The organism is Pseudomonas sp. FW305-3-2-15-C-LB1 (assembly GCF_058787615.1).
Genome location: NZ_JBYSZX010000015.1, coordinates 50501 through 68323 on the forward strand (window position 1 = coordinate 50501; position 17823 = coordinate 68323).

General features: G+C 63.0%; 18 protein-coding genes and 2 pseudogenes. 8 read left to right on the plus strand and 12 right to left on the minus strand.

The genetic code is table 11. The features are described 5' to 3' along the window. The first annotated feature begins 17 nt into the window (after positions 1-17). Positions 18-941, plus strand: a complete 924-nt coding sequence (locus AC3WP7_RS24055; protein WP_058424063.1) for a sugar ABC transporter substrate-binding protein — start codon at positions 18-20, stop codon at positions 939-941. 66 nt (positions 942-1007) lie between these two features. On the opposite strand, the pseudogene AC3WP7_RS24060 reads toward AC3WP7_RS24055, so the two are convergent. Beyond that, a pseudogene (locus AC3WP7_RS24060) lies at positions 1008-1124 on the minus strand (DUF2834 domain-containing protein); the annotation flags it as partial. On the opposite strand from AC3WP7_RS24060, the pseudogene AC3WP7_RS24065 reads away from it, so the two are divergent. Both AC3WP7_RS24065 and AC3WP7_RS24070 read left to right on the plus strand, forming a co-directional pair. Continuing rightward, a pseudogene (locus AC3WP7_RS24065) lies at positions 1091-1552 on the plus strand (helix-turn-helix domain-containing protein); the annotation flags it as partial. The pseudogenes AC3WP7_RS24060 and AC3WP7_RS24065 sit on opposite strands and share 34 nt — an antisense overlap. Before the next feature lie 54 nt (positions 1553-1606). Next, positions 1607-3307, plus strand: coding sequence for an amidase (locus AC3WP7_RS24070; protein WP_172963356.1), 1701 nt, complete (start codon positions 1607-1609; stop codon positions 3305-3307). Positions 3308-3366: 59 nt separating this feature from the next. On the opposite strand, the gene AC3WP7_RS24075 is transcribed toward AC3WP7_RS24070, so the two are convergent. Continuing rightward, positions 3367-3837, minus strand: coding sequence for a RidA family protein (locus AC3WP7_RS24075; RefSeq protein ID WP_092244069.1), 471 nt, complete (start codon positions 3835-3837; stop codon positions 3367-3369). Then, positions 3834-4052, minus strand: a complete 219-nt coding sequence (locus AC3WP7_RS24080) for a DUF6434 domain-containing protein (RefSeq protein ID WP_092244071.1) — start codon at positions 4050-4052, stop codon at positions 3834-3836. Before AC3WP7_RS24080 ends, AC3WP7_RS24075 begins: the two co-directional genes overlap by 4 nt. Positions 4053-4299: 247 nt before the next feature. Between AC3WP7_RS24080 and AC3WP7_RS24085 the strand changes: the two genes are divergently transcribed. After that, positions 4300-4731, plus strand: a complete 432-nt coding sequence (locus tag AC3WP7_RS24085; protein ID WP_058424070.1) for a nuclear transport factor 2 family protein — start codon at positions 4300-4302, stop codon at positions 4729-4731. Between the two features lie 28 nt (positions 4732-4759). Here AC3WP7_RS24085 and AC3WP7_RS24090 read toward each other — a convergent pair whose 3' ends face one another. Beyond that, entirely contained in the window at positions 4760-6085 is a 1326-nt protein-coding gene (locus AC3WP7_RS24090) for an aminotransferase-like domain-containing protein (protein WP_102592583.1), read from the minus strand. 90 nt (positions 6086-6175) lie between these two features. Here AC3WP7_RS24090 and AC3WP7_RS24095 point away from each other — a divergent pair, with 90 nt between their 5' ends. Continuing rightward, positions 6176-7066 carry a DMT family transporter gene (locus tag AC3WP7_RS24095; RefSeq protein ID WP_102592584.1) on the plus strand — a complete coding sequence of 297 codons (891 nt, stop codon included), beginning with the start codon at positions 6176-6178 and terminating at the stop codon, positions 7064-7066. Here the strand turns inward: AC3WP7_RS24095 and AC3WP7_RS24100 are convergent. Further along, on the minus strand, positions 7063-7629 hold the full coding sequence (locus AC3WP7_RS24100; protein WP_071487911.1) for a YceI family protein: 567 nt from the start codon (positions 7627-7629) through the stop codon (positions 7063-7065). The genes AC3WP7_RS24095 and AC3WP7_RS24100 overlap by 4 nt on opposite strands. A gap of 121 nt (positions 7630-7750) precedes the next feature. On the opposite strand from AC3WP7_RS24100, the gene AC3WP7_RS24105 reads away from it, so the two are divergent. Further along, the gene (locus AC3WP7_RS24105) at positions 7751-8245 is read left to right on the plus strand and encodes a PaaI family thioesterase (protein ID WP_092244080.1); all 495 of its coding nucleotides are present in this window, start codon (positions 7751-7753) and stop codon (positions 8243-8245) included. A 44-nt stretch (positions 8246-8289) separates the two neighbouring features. Next, positions 8290-9177, plus strand: coding sequence for a YghX family hydrolase (yghX, locus tag AC3WP7_RS24110; protein ID WP_102592585.1), 888 nt, complete (start codon positions 8290-8292; stop codon positions 9175-9177). 23 nt (positions 9178-9200) lie between these two features. Here the strand turns inward: yghX and AC3WP7_RS24115 are convergent, their stop codons facing one another. Beyond that, positions 9201-10385, minus strand: a complete 1185-nt coding sequence (locus tag AC3WP7_RS24115; protein ID WP_093121185.1) for a DUF2252 family protein — start codon at positions 10383-10385, stop codon at positions 9201-9203. Positions 10386-10461: 76 nt separating this feature from the next. Beyond that, positions 10462-11340, minus strand: coding sequence for a LysR family transcriptional regulator (locus tag AC3WP7_RS24120; RefSeq protein WP_093121186.1), 879 nt, complete (start codon positions 11338-11340; stop codon positions 10462-10464). Positions 11341-11471: 131 nt separating this feature from the next. On the opposite strand from AC3WP7_RS24120, the gene ampC reads away from it, so the two are divergent. Continuing rightward, positions 11472-12614, plus strand: a complete 1143-nt coding sequence (gene ampC, locus AC3WP7_RS24125) for a class C beta-lactamase (RefSeq protein ID WP_093121187.1) — start codon at positions 11472-11474, stop codon at positions 12612-12614. Between the two features lie 46 nt (positions 12615-12660). Here the strand turns inward: ampC and dctM are convergent, their stop codons facing one another. From dctM to AC3WP7_RS24150, 5 genes are all read right to left on the minus strand, one after another. Then, complete coding sequence (gene dctM / locus AC3WP7_RS24130) at positions 12661-13941, minus strand: C4-dicarboxylate TRAP transporter large permease protein DctM (protein ID WP_093121188.1); 1281 nt, start codon at positions 13939-13941, stop codon at positions 12661-12663. Continuing rightward, positions 13941-14573 (minus strand): TRAP transporter small permease, encoded by a 633-nt coding sequence (locus tag AC3WP7_RS24135; protein ID WP_092244098.1) that lies wholly within the window; start codon positions 14571-14573, stop codon positions 13941-13943. The genes dctM and AC3WP7_RS24135 overlap by 1 nt, the downstream gene beginning before the upstream one ends. A gap of 131 nt (positions 14574-14704) precedes the next feature. Beyond that, on the minus strand, positions 14705-15688 hold the full coding sequence (locus AC3WP7_RS24140; protein ID WP_092244101.1) for a TRAP transporter substrate-binding protein: 984 nt from the start codon (positions 15686-15688) through the stop codon (positions 14705-14707). A gap of 72 nt (positions 15689-15760) precedes the next feature. Beyond that, positions 15761-16606: an HpcH/HpaI aldolase/citrate lyase family protein gene (locus tag AC3WP7_RS24145; protein ID WP_102592586.1), complete on the minus strand. Its 846-nt coding sequence runs from the start codon at positions 16604-16606 to the stop codon at positions 15761-15763. Positions 16607-16621: 15 nt separating this feature from the next. Beyond that, positions 16622-17815, minus strand: a complete 1194-nt coding sequence (locus AC3WP7_RS24150) for a CaiB/BaiF CoA transferase family protein (protein WP_102592587.1) — start codon at positions 17813-17815, stop codon at positions 16622-16624. Positions 17816-17823: the final 8 nt, after the last annotated feature.

Genomic DNA, 17823 nt, shown 5'->3' on the forward strand with positions numbered 1-17823 from the left:
AACAACGGAGCACCATCATGAAGAAGCAACTCCTTGCGGCACTCCTGACCCTGGCGATAAGCCCCTGGGCGCTGGCCGATATACGCATCGGCGTGAGCATCGCCCAGGTCGACGACGTCTTCCTCGCGCAGATGCGTGACTACATGGCCGCCCACGCCAAGCAACTGCCCGGCGTGACCCTGCAATTCGAAGACGCCCAGGGCGACGTGGTGCGCCAGCTCAACCAGGTGCAGAACTTCACCGCCCAGGGCATGGACGCGATTATCGTCAACCCGGTGGACACTGCCGCCACGCAAAAAATGACCGCCAACGCCCAGCAAGCCAAGACGCCGCTGGTGTACGTCAACCGCCGCCCGGATGCCCAGCAGTTGCCACCGGGCGTGGGGTATGTGGGCTCGGACGAGGTCAAGGCCGGTGAAATCCAGATGCGCTACCTGGCCGAGAAAATGGGTGGCAAGGGCAACCTGGCGATCATGCTCGGGCTTCTGTCCAACAACGCCACGCATAATCGGACGCTGGGGGTGAAGACCGTGCTCAAGGAGTATCCCGACATCAAGATCGTCGAGGAACAGAGCGCGGAATGGCAGCGCAGCAAAGCGATTGACCTGATGAACAACTGGATCGTGTCCGGGCGCAAAATCGATGCGGTGGCGGCAAACGCGGATGAGATGGCGATCGGCGCGGCCATGGCGATCAGCCAGGCGGGCATGCAGCCGGGCAAGGACATCCTGGTGGCGGGCAGCGACGGCGGGGCTGCCGGGCTGGATGCAGTGAAGAAAGGCCAGTTGCTGGTGACGGTGTATCAGGACAACAAGGGCCAGGCCGTGGGCTCGATTGACCTGGCGGTGAAAATGGTTAAGAAGGAGCCGTACACGGCTGAGCTGACCATTCCTTATCAGCAGATCACCAAGGACAACTACCAGGCCTTCCTCAACCCTTGAGCCGAACGAATCTGTTGTGGCGAGCGGGCTTGCCACAACAAGCCCTCTCAACAGAGGAAGTTTGCGTCAAACGGTCTTCTCGCTGAACGGTTCAAGCCCATTCACCACCAGATAAAGCAACGGCCCCACCGACACAAACACCGCCGTCAGCACAAAATACGGCACCAGCGAAGCCAGCGACCGCCAGCACCGCCGTGTTGTTTGATCTGGCTGGCATCCCGTCCGATTCAGCCGAGGACTTTAACCTGCTGACCACGCTGTTGCAGTCGGGCGGCCTGGGCGATCACCTGATCAACGCCAACGAGGTCCGCACTCTCGCCTGGCAACGCGCCACCCGTGAGGCGCTGGGCAATCCTGAACTGGCCGCCCTGCTGGCGCGTTTACCGACGCCGGCCAGCACCGAGCTGCCCGCCGACATGCCGCCGCTGGTGCTGACGCGCATCCGCTCAAGCCGGGGCGAACTGAGTTTTCTCTCCACCTTCACCACCTTCGGCATGCCCCAGGACATCACTCTTTCCTCCCTGCGCATCGAACATCTGATTCCTGCCGACGACGCCACTTGGCAGGTGATGCGCGCGGCCTATGCGAGTTATGCCGCGCTGGTTTTGTGAAATATCTGTACGTAGACTGCCGCCATACCCCCACCTGAAGGCGGCGAAAAAAACCTGATGCAAGTTACCGAAGTTTCCATTGCCCAATTGCGCGCGGCACTTGAATCCGGCCAGACCACGGCCGTTGAACTGGTAGAAGCCTACCAGGCGCGGATCGATGCCTATGACGGTCCGCAGACCGCCACTGCCTTGAACGCCGTGGTGGTGCGCAACCCACGGGCGCTCGAAGAAGCCGAGGCGTCCGATGCGCGCCGGGCCAAAGGCGAAACCCTGGGGCCTTTGGATGGCATTCCCTACACCGCCAAGGACAGCTACCTGGTCAAGGGCCTGACGGCGGCCTCCGGCAGCCCGGCGTTTGCCGACCTGGTGGCCCAACGCGATGCGTTCACCATCGAGCGCCTGCGCGCCGGCGGCGCTATCTGCCTGGGCAAGACCAATATGCCGCCGATGGCCAATGGCGGCATGCAGCGTGGCGTCTATGGTCGGGCGGAAAGCCCGTACAACGCCAACTACCTGACGGCACCGTTTGCTTCCGGCTCGTCCAACGGTGCCGGCACGGCGACGGCAGCCAGTTTCTCGGCCTTTGGCCTGGCCGAAGAAACCTGGTCCAGCGGGCGCGGTCCGGCGTCCAACAACGGCCTGTGCGCCTACACGCCGTCCAGGGGGGTGATTTCGGTGCGCGGCAACTGGCCGCTCACACCCACCATGGACGTGGTGGTGCCCTACGCACGCACCATGGCCGACCTGCTGGAAGTGCTCGATGTGGTGGTGGCCGAAGACCCGGACACCCGTGGCGACCTGTGGCGCCTGCAGCCCTGGGTGCCGATCCCGAGCGTCGCCTCGGTGCGCCCGGCGTCTTACGCTGACCTGGCCGTGAGCGCGGCCTCCCTCGCAGGCAAGCGCTTTGGCGTACCGCGCATGTACATCAATGCCGACCCCGACGCCGGCACCAGCGAGAAACCCGGCATCGGCGGCCCCACCGGGCAGAAGATCAACACCCGCGCCAGCGTTATCGACCTGTGGAACGACGCCCGCCAAGCCTTGGTGGCGGCCGGCGCTGAAGTGATCGACGTGGATTTCCCGCTGGTGTCCAACTGCGAAGGCGACCGCCCCGGCGCGCCCACCGTGTTTACCCGTGGGCTGGTGTCCAAGGAATTCCTGCACGATGAACTGTGGGAGCTCTCGGCGTGGGCCTTCGATGACTTCCTGCGCGCCAACGACGACCCAGCGCTCAACCGCCTGGCGGATGTGGACGGGCCGAAGATCTTCCCCCACGACCCAGGCACCCTGCCCAACCGCGAAGACGACCTGGCCGCCGGCATGGACGAGTACGTGCGCATGGCCCAGCGTGGCATCACCCCGTGGGACCGGATCAGCACCGTCCCCGATGGCCTGCGCGGCCTGGAACAGACGCGCCGGATCGACCTGGAAGACTGGATGGACAAGCTTGGCCTCGACGCCGTGCTGTTCCCCACCGTGGCCGACGTAGGCCCGGCTGACGCCGATGTGAACGAAGCCTCTGCCGACATCGCCTGGAGCAACGGCGTGTGGGTGGCCAACGGCAACCTTGCCATCCGCCACCTGGGCGTGCCGACCGTCACCGTGCCCATGGGCGTGATGGCCGATATCGGCATGCCGGTGGGGCTGACGTTTGCCGGGCGCGCCTATGATGACTCGGCGTTGCTGCGGTTTGCGTCGGCGTATGAGTCGACCGGCAGCAAGCGCCTGGTGCCGCCGCGTACGCCGGCACTCTAACTCAAGGCAGGGGCACGGCAATCAACAGGATTGCCGTGCCGTGGGTAATCATCGCTCGCTCAGCCGTGCGCCAGCGCAATCATGTCGATCTCCACCGCCGCCGACTTCGGCAGCTGCATCACGCCGATCGACGTCCGCGTATGCACCCCGGCGCTGCCGAGAATCTCGTGCAACAGGTCCGACGCGCCGTTGGCCACTTCACTCTGCTGATCAAAATCCTCGGCACTGCGCACGTACACGGTGATGCGCGGGATGGCCTTGATCTGGTCCAGCGAACCCAGGGCTTGCTGGAGTAACCCCAGGCAGCGCAACGCGCTGATGCCAGCGGCGATTTGCGCCTGGGCCAGGGTCAGGCTGTCACCGACCTTGCCCGGCAGCACGATGGCATCGCCGACACGCGGGATCTGGCCGCTGATATACAGGTGGTTGCCATCGCGGACCAGCGGCGTGTAGTTGCCGCCGATCTTGAACTCATTCAACTGATAGCCGATGCGCAGTTGGGCGGCCTGGTATTTTTCGTCGCGGGTCATGGGCGTGCTTCCTCGTTGCGACGTTGCCACTCATCCACCACGTCGCCCAGGGTCTTGGGCCTGTCGTTGCGAATCCAGGCCATGAACGGCCGGTCGAACTTGAACCCTGGGCCGCAGTGTTCAAGCATGAAGCGGCGAACGTTCTGAGTGTTCTTGTAGTGCGGGGTGACGGGGGTAGTGCGGGTGATGGGGTCGCTGTGCCAGTCAAAATCCATGTTGTCTCCCGGGCGCCGTGGGGTTTCGGCGCTAGCATAGCGATGTGCTACCCGTGCAGGAAGCAAGGCGTGCATTGCTTGATGTCTTAGGACATCACATAAGCACAAGATCTATTTATAACGCCATAAAGCCGAAGCTTTTCAGGATATTTCAAAATTTCACTTTCCTTCCCCATCTGAAATATTGCATGGTTGTACGACGACCTAACCCGTCGTGCCAGCCCCCAACAACAATAAGGAAACATCCATGCAAAACGTCAAAGTGTTGATCGGTTTTCTGTGCCTGTTCAGCGGCTATGTCGCCGCAGCGCCTGCCCCAGCCGAAAAGGACGTGGCCCAAGCGGTCGACCAACTGACCCAGGCCATGCTGCACCTGGACCTCAAGCAGCTTCACGCACTGACCTCCGACAAGCTCACCTACGGCCACTCCAGCGGCAAGGTGCAGAACAAAGACCAATTCATTGCTGACCTGGAAACCCACACCAGCGCGTTCAAGACCCTGGAAATGCAAAACCAGACCATCACCCTGCAAGGCGACACCGCACTGGTGCGCAACCACTTCCATGCCCTGGCGGTGAACAGTGGCGTTGAAGTGCCCACCGATATCGACAACTTCCAGGTCTGGCAGAAGCAAAAAGGCAAATGGCTGCTGATCGGACGTCAGGCCTACAAGTACTGATGCCCAGCGGTGAGCCGCTGAAACCGGCTCACCACGCCACCCCCTTGCGCACCGTCAACAGCGCTTCGCGCAGCGCTGGCAGCGCCACCGAGCCCAAGGCCAGGCGCAGTGCGTGGGGCACATGGGCCGAAACGGCAAACGGCTCGGCGGTGGACACGGAAATGCCCTCGCGCTGCAAGCTCATGGCCACCTGATCGGCCCGCGCCTCTTCCCCGAGGGGCAACCATAGGAAATACGAGGACGGATGGCTCACGTAGGCCAGCCCCTTCAGCACCTGCGCCGCCAAGGTCTGCCGCGCCTGGGCATCCTGGCGCTTCTGTGCTTCCAGTTGCGCCACCGTGCCATCTTCGAGCCAGGCCACCGCAATGGCGCTCATCACGCCCGGCACGTTCCAGGTGGTGGCCATGAGGGTGCGCTCCAGTGGTTTTACCCATTCCATTGGCGCTGCGACGAACCCGACACGTAACCCGGTCGCGACACTTTTCGACAGCCCGCCCACATACACCGTGCGCTCGGGTGCCAATGTCGCCAGCGGCGGCGGCGCGTCTTCGGCCAGGAACGCGTAGGCCGCGTCTTCGATGATCATCAGATTGTGCTGACGGGCGATCGACACCAGCTGTTCGCGCCGGGCCATGTCCATCACCCAGCCCAATGGATTGTGCAGGGTTGGCATGCTGTACACCGCGCGCACCGGGCGCTTGCGACACAGCTTGTGCAGCGCATCCAGGTCCGGCCCCAGCGGGGTGACCGGGATCGCGACGATTTCCAGGTGCAGGGTCTCGGCCAGCACCTTGAACCCCGAATAGGTCAAGGCATCCACGGCGATCACATCGCCAGGCTTGAGCAAGGCCATCATCGTCACCGCCAGGCCGTGCTGGGCGCCGCTGACCAGCAGCACCTGCTCGGCGTCCACCCTCAACCCTCGACTGAGCAAATGCCGCGCAAACGCTGCGCGCTCATGCAAGCGGCCCGCATGGGGCTGGTAACGCAACAGGGCTTCGAGGTCGCCGGAGAGTGCCAACTGGCGCAACGCCGTACGCAACATATCCGCCTGGCCCGGCAACGAGGGGTAATTGAAGTTCAGGTCGAGCATGCCCGGCGCCACCGTCATCTGCCCGCTGCCCTGCCCCGGCGGCAGCGAGATTTCGCGTACAAAGGTGCCACGCCCGGCTTCACCGCTGACCAGTCCCATCCCCTCAAGCTCCGCATACACCCGGCTGGCGGTGACCAGCGCGAGGCCATGCTCGGCGGCCAGTTGCCGGTGGGTTGGCAGGCGTGTGCCGGGAGACATGGCTCCGCTGCGGATGGCTTGGGCAAAGGTATCGACCAACGACTTGTAGCGGGCGCGGGGCATTGGGCTGTATCCATGACAATTTTTTGATTGTCTCAATCCTCACCCCTAGGATGACCGCAACGCAACCCCTCCTTGTCCGGACGCCTGATCATGGAACGCACCTCCTCTCTCGACACCTTGAATACCAGCGCCCAAGGCTGGATCAACGGCTTTATCGGCGTGGTGATCTTCAGTGGCTCCTTGCCCGCCACGCGCCTGGCCGTGATGGAGTTCGACCCGGTATTCCTCACCATGATCCGCGCGGCCATCGCCGCCCTGCTGGGCGTGTTGCTGCTGTGGCTGTTCAAGGAAAAACGCCCCGCCCGCCAGCAGTGGATGCCCCTGGCGATTGTCGCCCTGGGCGTGGTGATCGGCTTCCCGCTGCTCACCGCCCTGGCGTTGCAATACGTAACCTCGGCCCACTCCATCGTGTTCATCGGCTTGCTGCCATTGGCCACCGCAGTGTTTGGCGTGCTACGCGGCGGCGAGCGTCCGCGCCCGGTGTTCTGGCTGTTTTCGATCCTGGGCAGTGTGCTGGTGATGGGCTATGCCTTCGCCCAGGGTTTGAGCGCCGCGCCGGCCGGCGACCTGCTGATGCTGCTGGCGGTGCTGGTCTGCGGCTTGGGCTATGCCGAAGGCGCCAAGCTGTCACGCAGCCTCGGCGGCTGGCAGGTGATCTGCTGGGCGTTGGTGGTCTCGATACCGGTGGTGGTGCCACTGAGCCTGATACTGGCGCCCACGAGCTTCAGCGACATCACGCTGCCCGCCTGGCTCAGCCTGGGCTATGTGGCGTTGTTCAGCATGCTGATCGGCTTTGTGTTCTGGTATCGCGGCTTGGCCCAGGGCGGGATCGCCGCCGTCGGCCAGTTGCAATTGCTGCAACCTTTCTTCGGCCTGGCGCTGGCGGCGGGCCTGTTGCATGAGCAGGTCAGCCTGGGCATGGTGCTGGTCACCGTCGCGGTGATCGGCTGTGTGGCTGGCGCGAAGAAGTTCGCCCGTTAACGCTGCGGCGCGACCATCTTGAACTTGATGTTGATGTCATTGGACACCACGCTGTTGCCGGCCCACTCGCCCTCGCCGATCTTGAAGTCGCCACGCCTGAGGATGAACTCGCCGTCGAACACACCAATGCCGCCCTGCTCCTTGAGCACCACGTCGACGTCCACCGGCCGCGTGGTGCCCTTGATTGTCAGGTTACCGCTGACCGTGTAGCGGTTACCCCCCAGCGCCTTGACCCCGGTGGATTCATACACGCCCACCGGGTAGGTCGCGGTATCGAACCAGGAGGCGCGTTGCAGCTCATCGTTGGCGTCCGGGCTGCCGGCGTCGATGCTGGCGAGCTGTATCCTGAGCAAGGCATGCCCGGCTTCCGGCTGTTGCGTATCGAAGGTCAAGGTGCCCTCGAAGTCGCTGAAGGTGCCGTATACCCGCTGCCCCAATTGCTTGTAGGTGAAGCTGATCTGGCTGGCGGTGCGGTTGACGTCCTTGTACTCCACCGCCTGGGCGCCGGCACCATAGGCAAGGATCAAGGCGAGGACGGCGACCGGGGACTTTCGAGGTTTCATGCAGCACTCCGCAACAGGTAAGGACACAGTATCGAGCTGACACTTCATACCAGGGATTTATTCCCATCGGGCGTTTGTCCTGCTAAACAGAGTAGTCGCCCCACAACAATAAGGACGCTGCATGCACGCCCCTTCGCTCCAGGACACCACCGCGCCGGAAGGCATCTGCTACGGCTGCGGCGGCAGCAACCCCCATGGCCTGCATATCAAGAGCCGCTGGGACGCGGACGGTATCCACCTGGTCGCCCAACACCTGCCCGAGGCCAGGTACAGCGGCTGGCCCGATCTGGTCTACGGTGGCCTGATCGCGATGCTGGTGGACTGCCATTCCAACTGGACCGCCATGGCCTACCACTACCGCGCCGAACACCGCGAACCCGGCAGCCTGCCGCGCATCGATTGCGTGACCGGCAACCTGGGCATCAAATTCATCAAGCCGACCCCCATGGGCGTCACCCTCACGCTGCGCGCCCGTGTCGAGGGCGACGTGGGGCGCAAAACCCGCGTGATCTGCGAGGTGTACGCCGGTGACGTGCTGACCGCCGTAGGCGACTCGATCTTCGTGCGCGTCGACACCGGCCAACTGGCCGCCGCCGCCCATGGCCGTGACAGCTGATCCTGGTCTACATTGATGGCCACCGCTAATCGAGGACTGCACCGATGACTCGTCTCACCGCGAAAGACTTTGCGCCCGAACTGCTGGAACTCTACGACGGCTACGCCCATGGCAAGCTCAACCGTCGCGAATTTCTCGACCGCGCCGCCCTGTTCACCTTCGGCGGCCTCACCGCCTCGGCCCTGCTCGCGGCCCTGAGCCCCAACTACGCCCTGGCCGAACAGGTGAAATTCACCGACCCGGACATCGTCGCCGACTACATCACCTACCCGTCGCCCACAGGCAACGGCAGCGTGCGCGGCTACCTGGTGCGCCCGGCCAAGGCGACGGGCAAATTGCCGGCGGTGGTGGTGGTCCATGAAAACCGTGGCCTCAACCCCTATATCGAAGACGTCGCCCGGCGCCTGGCCAAGGCCGGTTTTATCGCGCTGGCGCCGGATGGCCTGACCTCAGTGGGCGGCTACCCCGGCAACGACGAAAAAGGCGTGGAACTGCAACAGACCGTCGACCCGACCAAGTTGATGAACGACTTCTTCGCCGCCATCGAATGGCTGATGCACCACGACAGCAGCACCGGCAAGGTCGGCATTACCGGTTTCTGTTATGGCGGTGGCGTGACCAATGCGGCGGCCGTGGCCTACCCGGAACTGGGCGCGGCCGTATCGTTCTATGGACGCCAGCCGGAAGCCAAGGACGTACCGCGCATCAAGGCGCCGATCATGCTGCATTACGCTGAGCTGGATACGCGGATCAATGAAGGCTGGCCGGCGTATGAAAAAGCGTTGAAAGCAGCCGGCACCACCTATGAGGCGTACATCTACAAGGGGGCCAACCACGGTTTCCACAATGATTCGACGCCGCGTTATGACGAAGCGGCGGCGAACCTGGCGTGGGAGCGCACACTGGGCTGGTTCCGCAAATACCTGGTTTGAGCGCGGGGCGCACAGGGACGGGCTCAGTGTTCCAGTGCATAGCGCCGACAATGGTCGAGATAACCCTGCTCATGGCTCCCCACCAGTTGCACCACGCTGGTCCACAGCCACGACGGCGCATCCAGCTGTCTGGAACGGTTCTCCTGCAACACCGCCATCCAGTCCTTGCGGGTGTCGCGGTCCATCTGCCGGGCATGGGCGACACCCACCACCCGCGCCAGGTAACCGGCGGCGTGCATGGCGTCGATCTCGCTCAATTCGTCCAATTCCAGCTTCATGTCCTGGGGCAGCAGTTCGCGGATGAAGAAACCGTTGTCCAGCATCCGCGTCGCCACCATGCGCTCCCCCAAACCCGGTGACAGTTGACGGGCACCCTCCACCACCCGGCGGCCATTGTCCCTGGGCATCTTCGCCCGTGCCACACGGGGCGCCGCCGCGCCGACGGCCTGCTTGATATCGATCAGGCAATATTCCTGGTCGTCCTTGTCGCCCACGCCGAGCAAGGCGGCATAACGCTGCAGGCCCAGGGAGCTGCAGCCCTTGACCCAATAGGCCGAATCCAGCAGCTCGACCCTGGCGTCCTTGGGGCGGCCTTTGAGTGACGTCACCAATTGATGGATGTCTGCGGAGGCACAGAGCGTTTGCAGCGCGTGCTTTTCGGCCCGCGACAGCGACCAGAAATGCTTGCCCAGCGGAATACTCGGGCGAGCGTTCTCGATGCGTTCACGCGCCAGGTTCTTCCAGGTGCGCGCCACGGCGCTGCGCATGCCCGCCTTGACCTGGGACGGACGCGGCGGCGCTTCGTCAGGCTTGTCTTTGAACGCCTGTTCGTAGCCCACCATCATTTCTTCGAGCATGCGCGCGGTGGTGACGCCGGGCAGGTCCGAGCCGCGTGCGGCGGTGGCCAGGGACAGCGCCAGGCGCACCAGGTCGTGGGCCGGGTTGCCGATCACCGTCTGGTCAAGGTCGCGGATATGCATATCGATGCGCCCCTTGATATCGCCGGTAGGCCCCAGGTTGCCGGCGTGGCAGTCGCCGCAGATCCAGATCGCCGGGCCATGGGGCAAGCGGCGCCCGCTCTGGCTGTGCAGCCATTCGTAGAATTGCACGGTGCTGCCGCGCACGTAGGCGTGGGCAGAGCGGGCCATTTTCAGGTTGCGTAGTTGGGTCAGGTGCGGCAGGCGGGCGGAGGGGCGCGGTATCTTCATGGAAAAACTCAGTGCAGGTGTTGCGGTAGAGCGCTGGCCCTCGACAAATGTTTCATTATGTTTCAAAAAAAGCGTTTCAATCTTCCGCAGCCATGTCCCGCAACCAGCCTTTGAACGCCAGCATCGCCGCCGTCTCGGCCCGCGACTGCAAGCGCGTCAACCAGTAACTGCCGGTGGTGATGCCGACATCGAACGGCTGGCGAATCACATCGCTCTCCAGTTGCCGCGCAAACATCATCGCTGGCGCCAAGGCCACGCCCAGGCCTTGCAAGGCCGCTTCCATCATCGCCAGCGAGGAATCGAACACGATACTGCGCGGCAGCAGGGTGTCGGCGGGCAAGCCGGCAGCCTGGAACCACAGGTTCCACTCATCGGCGCGGTAGGACCGCAGCAAGGTGTGTTTCAAGAGGTCGGACGGTGCGTGCAACTGTTCGGCCAGTTGCGGTATGCAGAGTACGGTAAGCGGGGCCTCCAACAGTTCGCAGGCATCCGTACCGTGCCAGGCGCCGGCACCGAAACGGACGGCGTAATCCAGGCCTTCGGCGGCCACGTCGACACGGTTGTTGTGGGTCGACAGACGCAGGTCGATAAACGGGTAGCGCTGCTGAAAATCCGCCAGGCGTGGCAGCAACCAACCGACCGCGAACGTGCCGACCGCACCGACGGTGAGGACCTCGCGGTAATGCCCGCCTTCAAATTGACCGAGGGTGTGAGCAATACGGTCGAAGGACTCGCGCAACACCGGCAGCAGGGTTTCACCTTCGCGCGTCAGCATCAGCCCTCGTGGCAGGCGTTTGAACAAGGTGACATTCAGTTGCGCCTCCAGGCTTTTCACCTGATGGCTGACCGCAGCCTGGGTCACACACAACTCGATGGCCGCCCGGGTAAAGCTCAAATGGCGGGCCGACGCCTCGAACGCGCGCAGGGCGTTGAGGGGCAAATGGGAACGCAGCATGTCCTACCCTAGATTTTCTAATGGCAGCTGCAAGATATCATCGTTTGTCGAAGGAACCGAACCTGACTAGATTTGCCACGCCTGCGCAGGCCCCGATCGTCAGTGCATCATTTACATGGAAGCGAATAACCATGAATTCCAACGTCAGAAATTTCCTGATTTCAGCCTTATTTATCAGCTCCGGCACCTGCATGGCCGCCACCGACCTGCGCCAGGTCGTAGACAGCAGCGTCGAACCCCTGATGCAGCAGCAAGGCATCGCCGGCCTGTCGGTGGCGGTGGTGAACAAGGGCAAGGTGCAATACTTTAACTACGGCGTCGCCAACAAAGACATGCAACAACGCGTGACCGAAGACACGCTGTTCGAGATCGGCTCGGTGAGCAAGACCTTCACTGCCACCCTCGGCGGCTACGCTGCGGCAAGCGGCAAGCTGAAGCTGTCGGACATGGCCAGCCAGCATCTGGCCGCACTCAAGGGCAGTGCCTTCGACCGCATCAGCCTGCTGCAATTGGCCACCTACACCCCTGGCGGCCTGCCGCTGCAGTTTCCAGATGCCGCCGACAGTGCCGACACCATGCTCAATTATTTCCAGCACTGGAAACCCACTTACGCCCCAGGCGCACAGCGTCTGTATTCCAACCCCAGCATTGGCCTGTTCGGCTACCTCAGTGCGCAAAGCCTGGGCCAGCCGTTCAACGTCGCCATGGAGAAAACCCTGCTGCCCAAGCTGGGCCTGACGAACACCCATGTCAGCGTGCCGGCAGACAAAATCCCTACCTACGCCCAAGGCTACGACAAGGACCAGAAACCCGTGCGCGTCGGCCCCGGCGCGCTGGACAGCGAAGCCTATGGCATCAAGACCAGCACCCAGGACCTGGCGCAGTACGTGATGCTGAACATGCACCCGCAAACCCTGGAGAAACCGCTGCAACAGGCCATCGCCACCACCCACACCGGTTACTACACGGTGAACGGCATGACCCAGGGCCTGGGCTGGGAGTACTACCCCTACCCGATCACGCTGCAAGCGCTGATGGAGGGCAACTCCACACCGATGGCCATGGAGCCGCACACGGTGAAATGGTTGGCCCCGGCCCAGGCGCAGCCGGCCAACGTGCTGTACAACAAGACCGGCTCGACCCGTGGGTTCGGTGCCTATGTGGCCTATGTGCCGAGCAAGGACATGGGGGTGGTGATTCTGGCCAACAAGAACTACCCGAATGCCGAACGGGTGAAAGTGGCCCATGCGATCCTGAGTGCGCTGGACCACTGATACACACGCCCCGCAGGAACCGGCAAGCCGGCTCCTGCACGTTGGGTTACATACCGAGCCAATGCGGCAGCGCCAGCGAAATGAACGGCAAGTACGTGACCATGATCAGGAACACCAACAGAATCATCAGCCACGGCATCGCCGCGCGGATGGTCTGCCCCAGGGTCAACCCGGTCACCGCCGAGGTCACGAACAGGTTCAGCCCCACCGGCGGGTGCACCAGGCCGATCTCCATGTTCACCACCATCACGATCCCCAGGTGGATCGGGTCGATGCCCAGCTTCATGGCAATCGGGAAGAAGATCGGCGCCAGGATCAGCACAATGGCCGACGGCTCCATGAAGCTGCCCGCTACCAGCAGCACTACGTTGACCATGATCAGGAAGCCAATCGGCGTCAGCCCTTCGGAGATCACCCACGCGGTGATTTCCTGGGGGATCTGTTCGGTGGTCAGCACATGGGCAAACAGCATGGCGTTGGCAATGATGAACATCAGCATGATTGCCAGGCGCCCGGACTCCAGCAGCACCTTGGGACAGTCGCGCAGCTTCATGTCCTTGTAGACGAACAACGCCACGAATGCCGAGTATACCGCCGCCACTGCGGCCGCTTCGGTCGGGGTAAACATGCCGCTGTAGATGCCGCCGAGGATGATCACCAGCAGCAACAGGCCCCAGAAGGCGCGGCGCGCGCAGGTCAGCCATTCGCGGAACGTCGCCCGGGGCTGGGCCGGCAGCTTCTTGATGCGTGCGACGATGTAGATGGCGATCATCAGCATCAGGCCCAGCAGCAACCCTGGAATTACCCCTGCCATGAACAGCTTGCCGACCGAGGTTTCAGTCGCCGCCGAATACACCACCATCACAATCGACGGCGGGATCAGGATGCCCAGGGTGCCGGCGTTACAGATGATCCCCGCACCGAACTCCTTCGGGTAACCGGAACGCACCATGCCCGCCACGGCAATCGACCCCACCGCCGCCACCGTCGCCGGTGACGAACCGGACAGCGCCGCAAACAGCATGCACGCCAACACCGCCGCAATCGCCAGGCCGCCACGAATATGCCCAACACAGGCGTTGGCAAAGTCGATCAGCCGCTGCGCCACCCCGCCGGTGGTCATGAACGCCCCGGACAACAGGAAGAACGGGATCGCCAGGAAGGTGTAGGCGTCGGAGGTCTCGAACAGCTTGATCGCCAGGGAACTCACCGAGTCCTGGCTGAACATCAGGATCGACACCGCACCGGACAGGCCCAGGGAAATCGCGATGGGCACGCCGAGGAACATGAACACGAACAACAACAGAAACAGACAGAGCACGGCCATCAGTGACGCTCCTCATGACTGCCGGCCAATTTGCTGGCCTCACCGGCCTCGTCGGCCAAACCCAGCCCGACCTGACGGTGGGTAAGGATGCGGTAGAAAATTTCCAGGTAGCGGATAAACACCATGGCAAAACCGATGGGCACGATGATCACGATGTCACCGACGTCGATGCCGTACTGGTCGAGATCTTCGGCGCCGATATGGGCGGTCATCACCGCACTCACCCATTTGTAGCTGGCGATCATGAACAGCCCGGCATAGGCCAGGCAGCACAGGCAGGCGAACATCCCGAGCACGCGTTGCACCGGGCGCTTGGTCAGCTTGACCAGGGCGTCCACGCCCAGATGGCCGGCGGTGCGCACGCCGTAGGAAATACCGAAGAAAATCAGCCAGCCGAACATGGCCTTGGTCAGCGCCACGCTCCAGGTCATGTCCTGGGCCCAGGTCATGGTGTGGTCACCCAGGGCACCGAAGAAGGTGCTGCTGAAGGCCCACTTGTCCGACAGGGCAAAGAACAGCGTGTAGATGTTGTTGAGCATGACGTAGACGAATGTCACCAGGGTCATGGCGGCCAGCAGGAAGGCAATGAAACCTTCCTCCAGGTGCTCCCAGACGCGCCTTAGCGTTTGCATGGCAAAACCTCGCGAAAGCAAATGAGATATCGATATGTGGGAGGGGGCTTACCCCCGATAGCGGTGGGTCAGAGACAGATGGGCAAGCTGACACACCGCAATCGGGGGCAAGCCCCCTCCCACATTGCGGGTTACCGATTGGAGGCGTCCGCAGCCTTGATCAGATCAGCCCCGATCTCACCTTCGAACTTCTGCCACACCGGGCGCATGGCTTCGCGCCAAAGCTGGCGTTGTTCCGGGGTCAGTTCGATGATTTCGCTGGTCTTGGCGTCGACGATCTTCTGCCTGGCCGACTGGTTCAGCGCTTCGGCCTGCTTGTTCACCTCGACAGTGACCTCGACCATGATCTGTTCCAGGGTGCTGCGGATGTCCGGTGGCAGGCCGTTCCAGAACTTGGCGTTGGTGATCACCATGTAGTCGATCAGGCCATGATTGGACTCGGTGAAGTACTTCTGCACCTCGTTGACCTTCTGGCTTTCATAGTTCGACCAGGTGTTCTCGGTGCCGTTGACGGTGCCGGTCTGCAGGCCTTGGTACACCTCGGCGAAGCTCATCTTGCGCGGGTTGGCGCGGATCGCTTTGAACTGCTCTTCCAGTACGCTGGAGGCCTGTACGCGGAACTTCAGGCCACGGGCGTCCTTGGGTTCATGCAGTGCTTTGTTGGCGGACAATTGCTTGAGGCCGTTGTGCCAATAGGCCAGGCCGAGGATGTTCTTGTCCTGCATCGAGGTCAGCAGTTCCTTGCCCTGGGCGGCCTGGAAACGGTCGACAGCAGCCAGGTCATTGAACAGGAACGGCAGGTCATAGATCTGCACCTGCTTGGTGTATTGCTCGAACTTTGCCAGGGACGGCGCCAGCATCTGCACGTCGCCCAGCAGCAGCGCTTCCATCTCCTTGCCATCGCCGAACAGCGACGAGTTCGGGTACACCTCGACCTTCACCTTACCGGGCAGACGCTCTTCGGCGAGCTTCTTGAACAACAGCGCGCCCTGGCCCTTGGGGGTGTTTTCGGCCACCACATGGGCGAACTTGATCACGATCGGGTCCGCCGCCTGAGCCAGGCCTGCGGCAAACAAGGTGGCGGCGCACAGCAGCGCCCGGGAGAGCTTGAGCATGGAAAATTACCTTCTTATTGTTGTGTTGTAAGGCAAGGTGCCTGATGTGACGCGTGTAGTGAATTTCGAATTTTAGATACCTGCGTTCGGAGTGGCCGAACGCTGCGCCTGGGCCGCCAACAACCTTTGTGCACGCAGCAATACCGGCGCATCCACCATCTGCCCATCGATCTGGTAGGCCCCTGCCCCATGGGCGCCGGCGTCCACCACCCGCTGCGCCCAGGCCAGGTCTGCGGCGCTCGGTGCGAGCGCTTCATGGATCACCGCGACCTGCTTGGGATGGATACACAACGCCCCGGCAAAGCCCATTTCATAGGCATGCCGGATCGAACGGCGCAGGCCCTCCGGGTCATCGATGGCCGGGTGGACGCCGTCCAACGGCGCGACCAACCCGGCGGCGCGGGAGTGTACGATCAGCGCCAGGCGCGCCTGGTCCAGGGCGAACTGCGCAGCCGGGGAGTTGCTGCTCAGGTTCAGGTCCAGCGCCAGGTCCAGCCCACCAAACGACAGACGCTGCACCTGCGGCGCATGGGCGATCTCGGCCACAGCCAACAAGCCACGGGCGCTTTCGATAATCGGCCAGATCACTTTGCCGGTGGCGGCAACCACCGCCACCTGCGCGGCACTTTCAACCTTAGGCAGCAACACCCCCGCCACATTCGCATGGGCCTTGCAGAACGCCACATCCTCAAAATGCTCGGCATGTTCCGGCGCATTGATGCGCACCCACACCTGGGCAGCGGGGTTCGCCTTCAAAAACACCCCGAGGTTATCCCGCGCCTGGCGCTTGAGCGGCTCTTCCACCGCGTCCTCGAAATCCACGATCACCGCATCGGCCCCACTGGCCAGGGCTTTGGAAAATCGTTCCGGTCGGCTACCGGGTACAAACAACGCCGAACGCACCAATGGCTTTGGCATGACACAATTCCTTATTCAGATAACGCCGCGCGCGCGCAGGCTGTCGATGGCATCGCCGGAGTAACCGAGCTGATCGAGAATGTCCTGGCTGTGTTGACCCAATGCCGGAACGCCGTCCATGCGTGGGGTGAACGCGGCATTGCGGGCCGGCGGCAACAGCGACGGCAGCGGACCGGCCAGGCTGTCGACTTCACGCCAGCTGTCGCGCGCCTTGAGTTGCGGGTGGTCCCACACGCCTTGCATATCGTTGACCCGGGCGCTGGCGATCTGCGCCTCCTCCAGGCGCTGGATCACCGCTTCGGCATCCAATTGCGCAAAGCGGTCGACGATGATCTGGCGTAACACTTCACGGTTGGCCGAGCGCTTGAAGTTGGCGCTGAAACGCTCGTCCGCCGCCAGTTCAGGCGTGAGCAGCACCTTGTCGCAAAACGCCGCCCATTCGCGCTCGTTCTGCAACCCCAGCATGACGGTGCCACCATCGCCAGTGGGGAACGGCCCATAGGGGTAGATCGTTGAGTGCGCAGCGCCGGCACGCGGTGGCTGCGGTGCGCCGTCGAAGGCGTAATACATCGGGTAGCCCATCCACTCCACCAGGCTTTCCAGCATGCTCACGTCGATGCGACTGCCCTTGCCGGTCTTGCCGCGCAGCAGCAGCGCCGAGAGGATGCCGCTGTAGGCGTACATGCCTGCCGAGATGTCGGCGATGGAACAACCAGCCTTGGCCATCTGGTCGTCGCCAGGGCCACCGGTCACCGAGAGAAAACCGCCTTCGCTCTGGATCAGCAGGTCGTAGGCCTTCTTTTTCTCGTACGGCCCGCCCTCGCCGTAGCCGGAAATATCGCAGACGATCAACCGTGGGAAACGCTCGTGCAGCGCCTCGAACGACAGGCCCATGCGCGCCGCCGCGCCGGGCGCCAGGTTCTGCACCAGCACATCGGCATCGGCGAGCAGGGTGCCGAGGATATCGCCTGCCTCGTCCTGCTTGAGGTCCAGGGTCAGGCTTTCCTTGGAACGGTTGGTCCACACGAAATGCGAGGCCAGGCCGCGCACGCGCTCGTCGTAGCCACGGGCAAAGTCGCCGGCGCCGGGGCGTTCGACCTTGATCACGCGGGCGCCCAGGTCTGCCAACTGGCGTGTGCAGAATGGCGCGGCAATCGCATGTTCCAGGCTGACAACGGTGATGCCGTCCAGCGGTCTCGGGTTAGTCATGACAGTTC

Excerpts from the sequence above, each read along its gene's own strand:
- AC3WP7_RS24075 (WP_092244069.1), bottom strand. The coding sequence starts at position 3,837 with ATGACCCGCGACGAAAAATACCAGGCCGCCCAACTGCGCATCGGCTAT.
- dctM (WP_093121188.1), bottom strand. The coding sequence starts at position 13,941 with ATGGCCGTGCTCTGTCTGTTTCTGTTGTTGTTCGTGTTCATGTTCCTC.
- ampC (WP_093121187.1), top strand. The coding sequence starts at position 11,472 with ATGAATTCCAACGTCAGAAATTTCCTGATTTCAGCCTTATTTATCAGC.
- AC3WP7_RS24100 (WP_071487911.1), bottom strand. The coding sequence starts at position 7,629 with ATGAAACCTCGAAAGTCCCCGGTCGCCGTCCTCGCCTTGATCCTTGCC.
- AC3WP7_RS24090 (WP_102592583.1), bottom strand. The coding sequence starts at position 6,085 with ATGCCCCGCGCCCGCTACAAGTCGTTGGTCGATACCTTTGCCCAAGCC.
- AC3WP7_RS24105 (WP_092244080.1), top strand. The coding sequence starts at position 7,751 with ATGCACGCCCCTTCGCTCCAGGACACCACCGCGCCGGAAGGCATCTGC.
- AC3WP7_RS24150 (WP_102592587.1), bottom strand. The coding sequence starts at position 17,815 with ATGACTAACCCGAGACCGCTGGACGGCATCACCGTTGTCAGCCTGGAA.
- AC3WP7_RS24115 (WP_093121185.1), bottom strand. The coding sequence starts at position 10,385 with ATGAAGATACCGCGCCCCTCCGCCCGCCTGCCGCACCTGACCCAACTA.
- AC3WP7_RS24145 (WP_102592586.1), bottom strand. The coding sequence starts at position 16,606 with ATGCCAAAGCCATTGGTGCGTTCGGCGTTGTTTGTACCCGGTAGCCGA.
- AC3WP7_RS24095 (WP_102592584.1), top strand. The coding sequence starts at position 6,176 with ATGGAACGCACCTCCTCTCTCGACACCTTGAATACCAGCGCCCAAGGC.
- AC3WP7_RS24085 (WP_058424070.1), top strand. The coding sequence starts at position 4,300 with ATGCAAAACGTCAAAGTGTTGATCGGTTTTCTGTGCCTGTTCAGCGGC.
- AC3WP7_RS24055 (WP_058424063.1), top strand. The coding sequence starts at position 18 with ATGAAGAAGCAACTCCTTGCGGCACTCCTGACCCTGGCGATAAGCCCC.
- AC3WP7_RS24140 (WP_092244101.1), bottom strand. The coding sequence starts at position 15,688 with ATGCTCAAGCTCTCCCGGGCGCTGCTGTGCGCCGCCACCTTGTTTGCC.
- AC3WP7_RS24135 (WP_092244098.1), bottom strand. The coding sequence starts at position 14,573 with ATGCAAACGCTAAGGCGCGTCTGGGAGCACCTGGAGGAAGGTTTCATT.
- yghX (WP_102592585.1), top strand. The coding sequence starts at position 8,290 with ATGACTCGTCTCACCGCGAAAGACTTTGCGCCCGAACTGCTGGAACTC.
- AC3WP7_RS24120 (WP_093121186.1), bottom strand. The coding sequence starts at position 11,340 with ATGCTGCGTTCCCATTTGCCCCTCAACGCCCTGCGCGCGTTCGAGGCG.
- AC3WP7_RS24080 (WP_092244071.1), bottom strand. The coding sequence starts at position 4,052 with ATGGATTTTGACTGGCACAGCGACCCCATCACCCGCACTACCCCCGTC.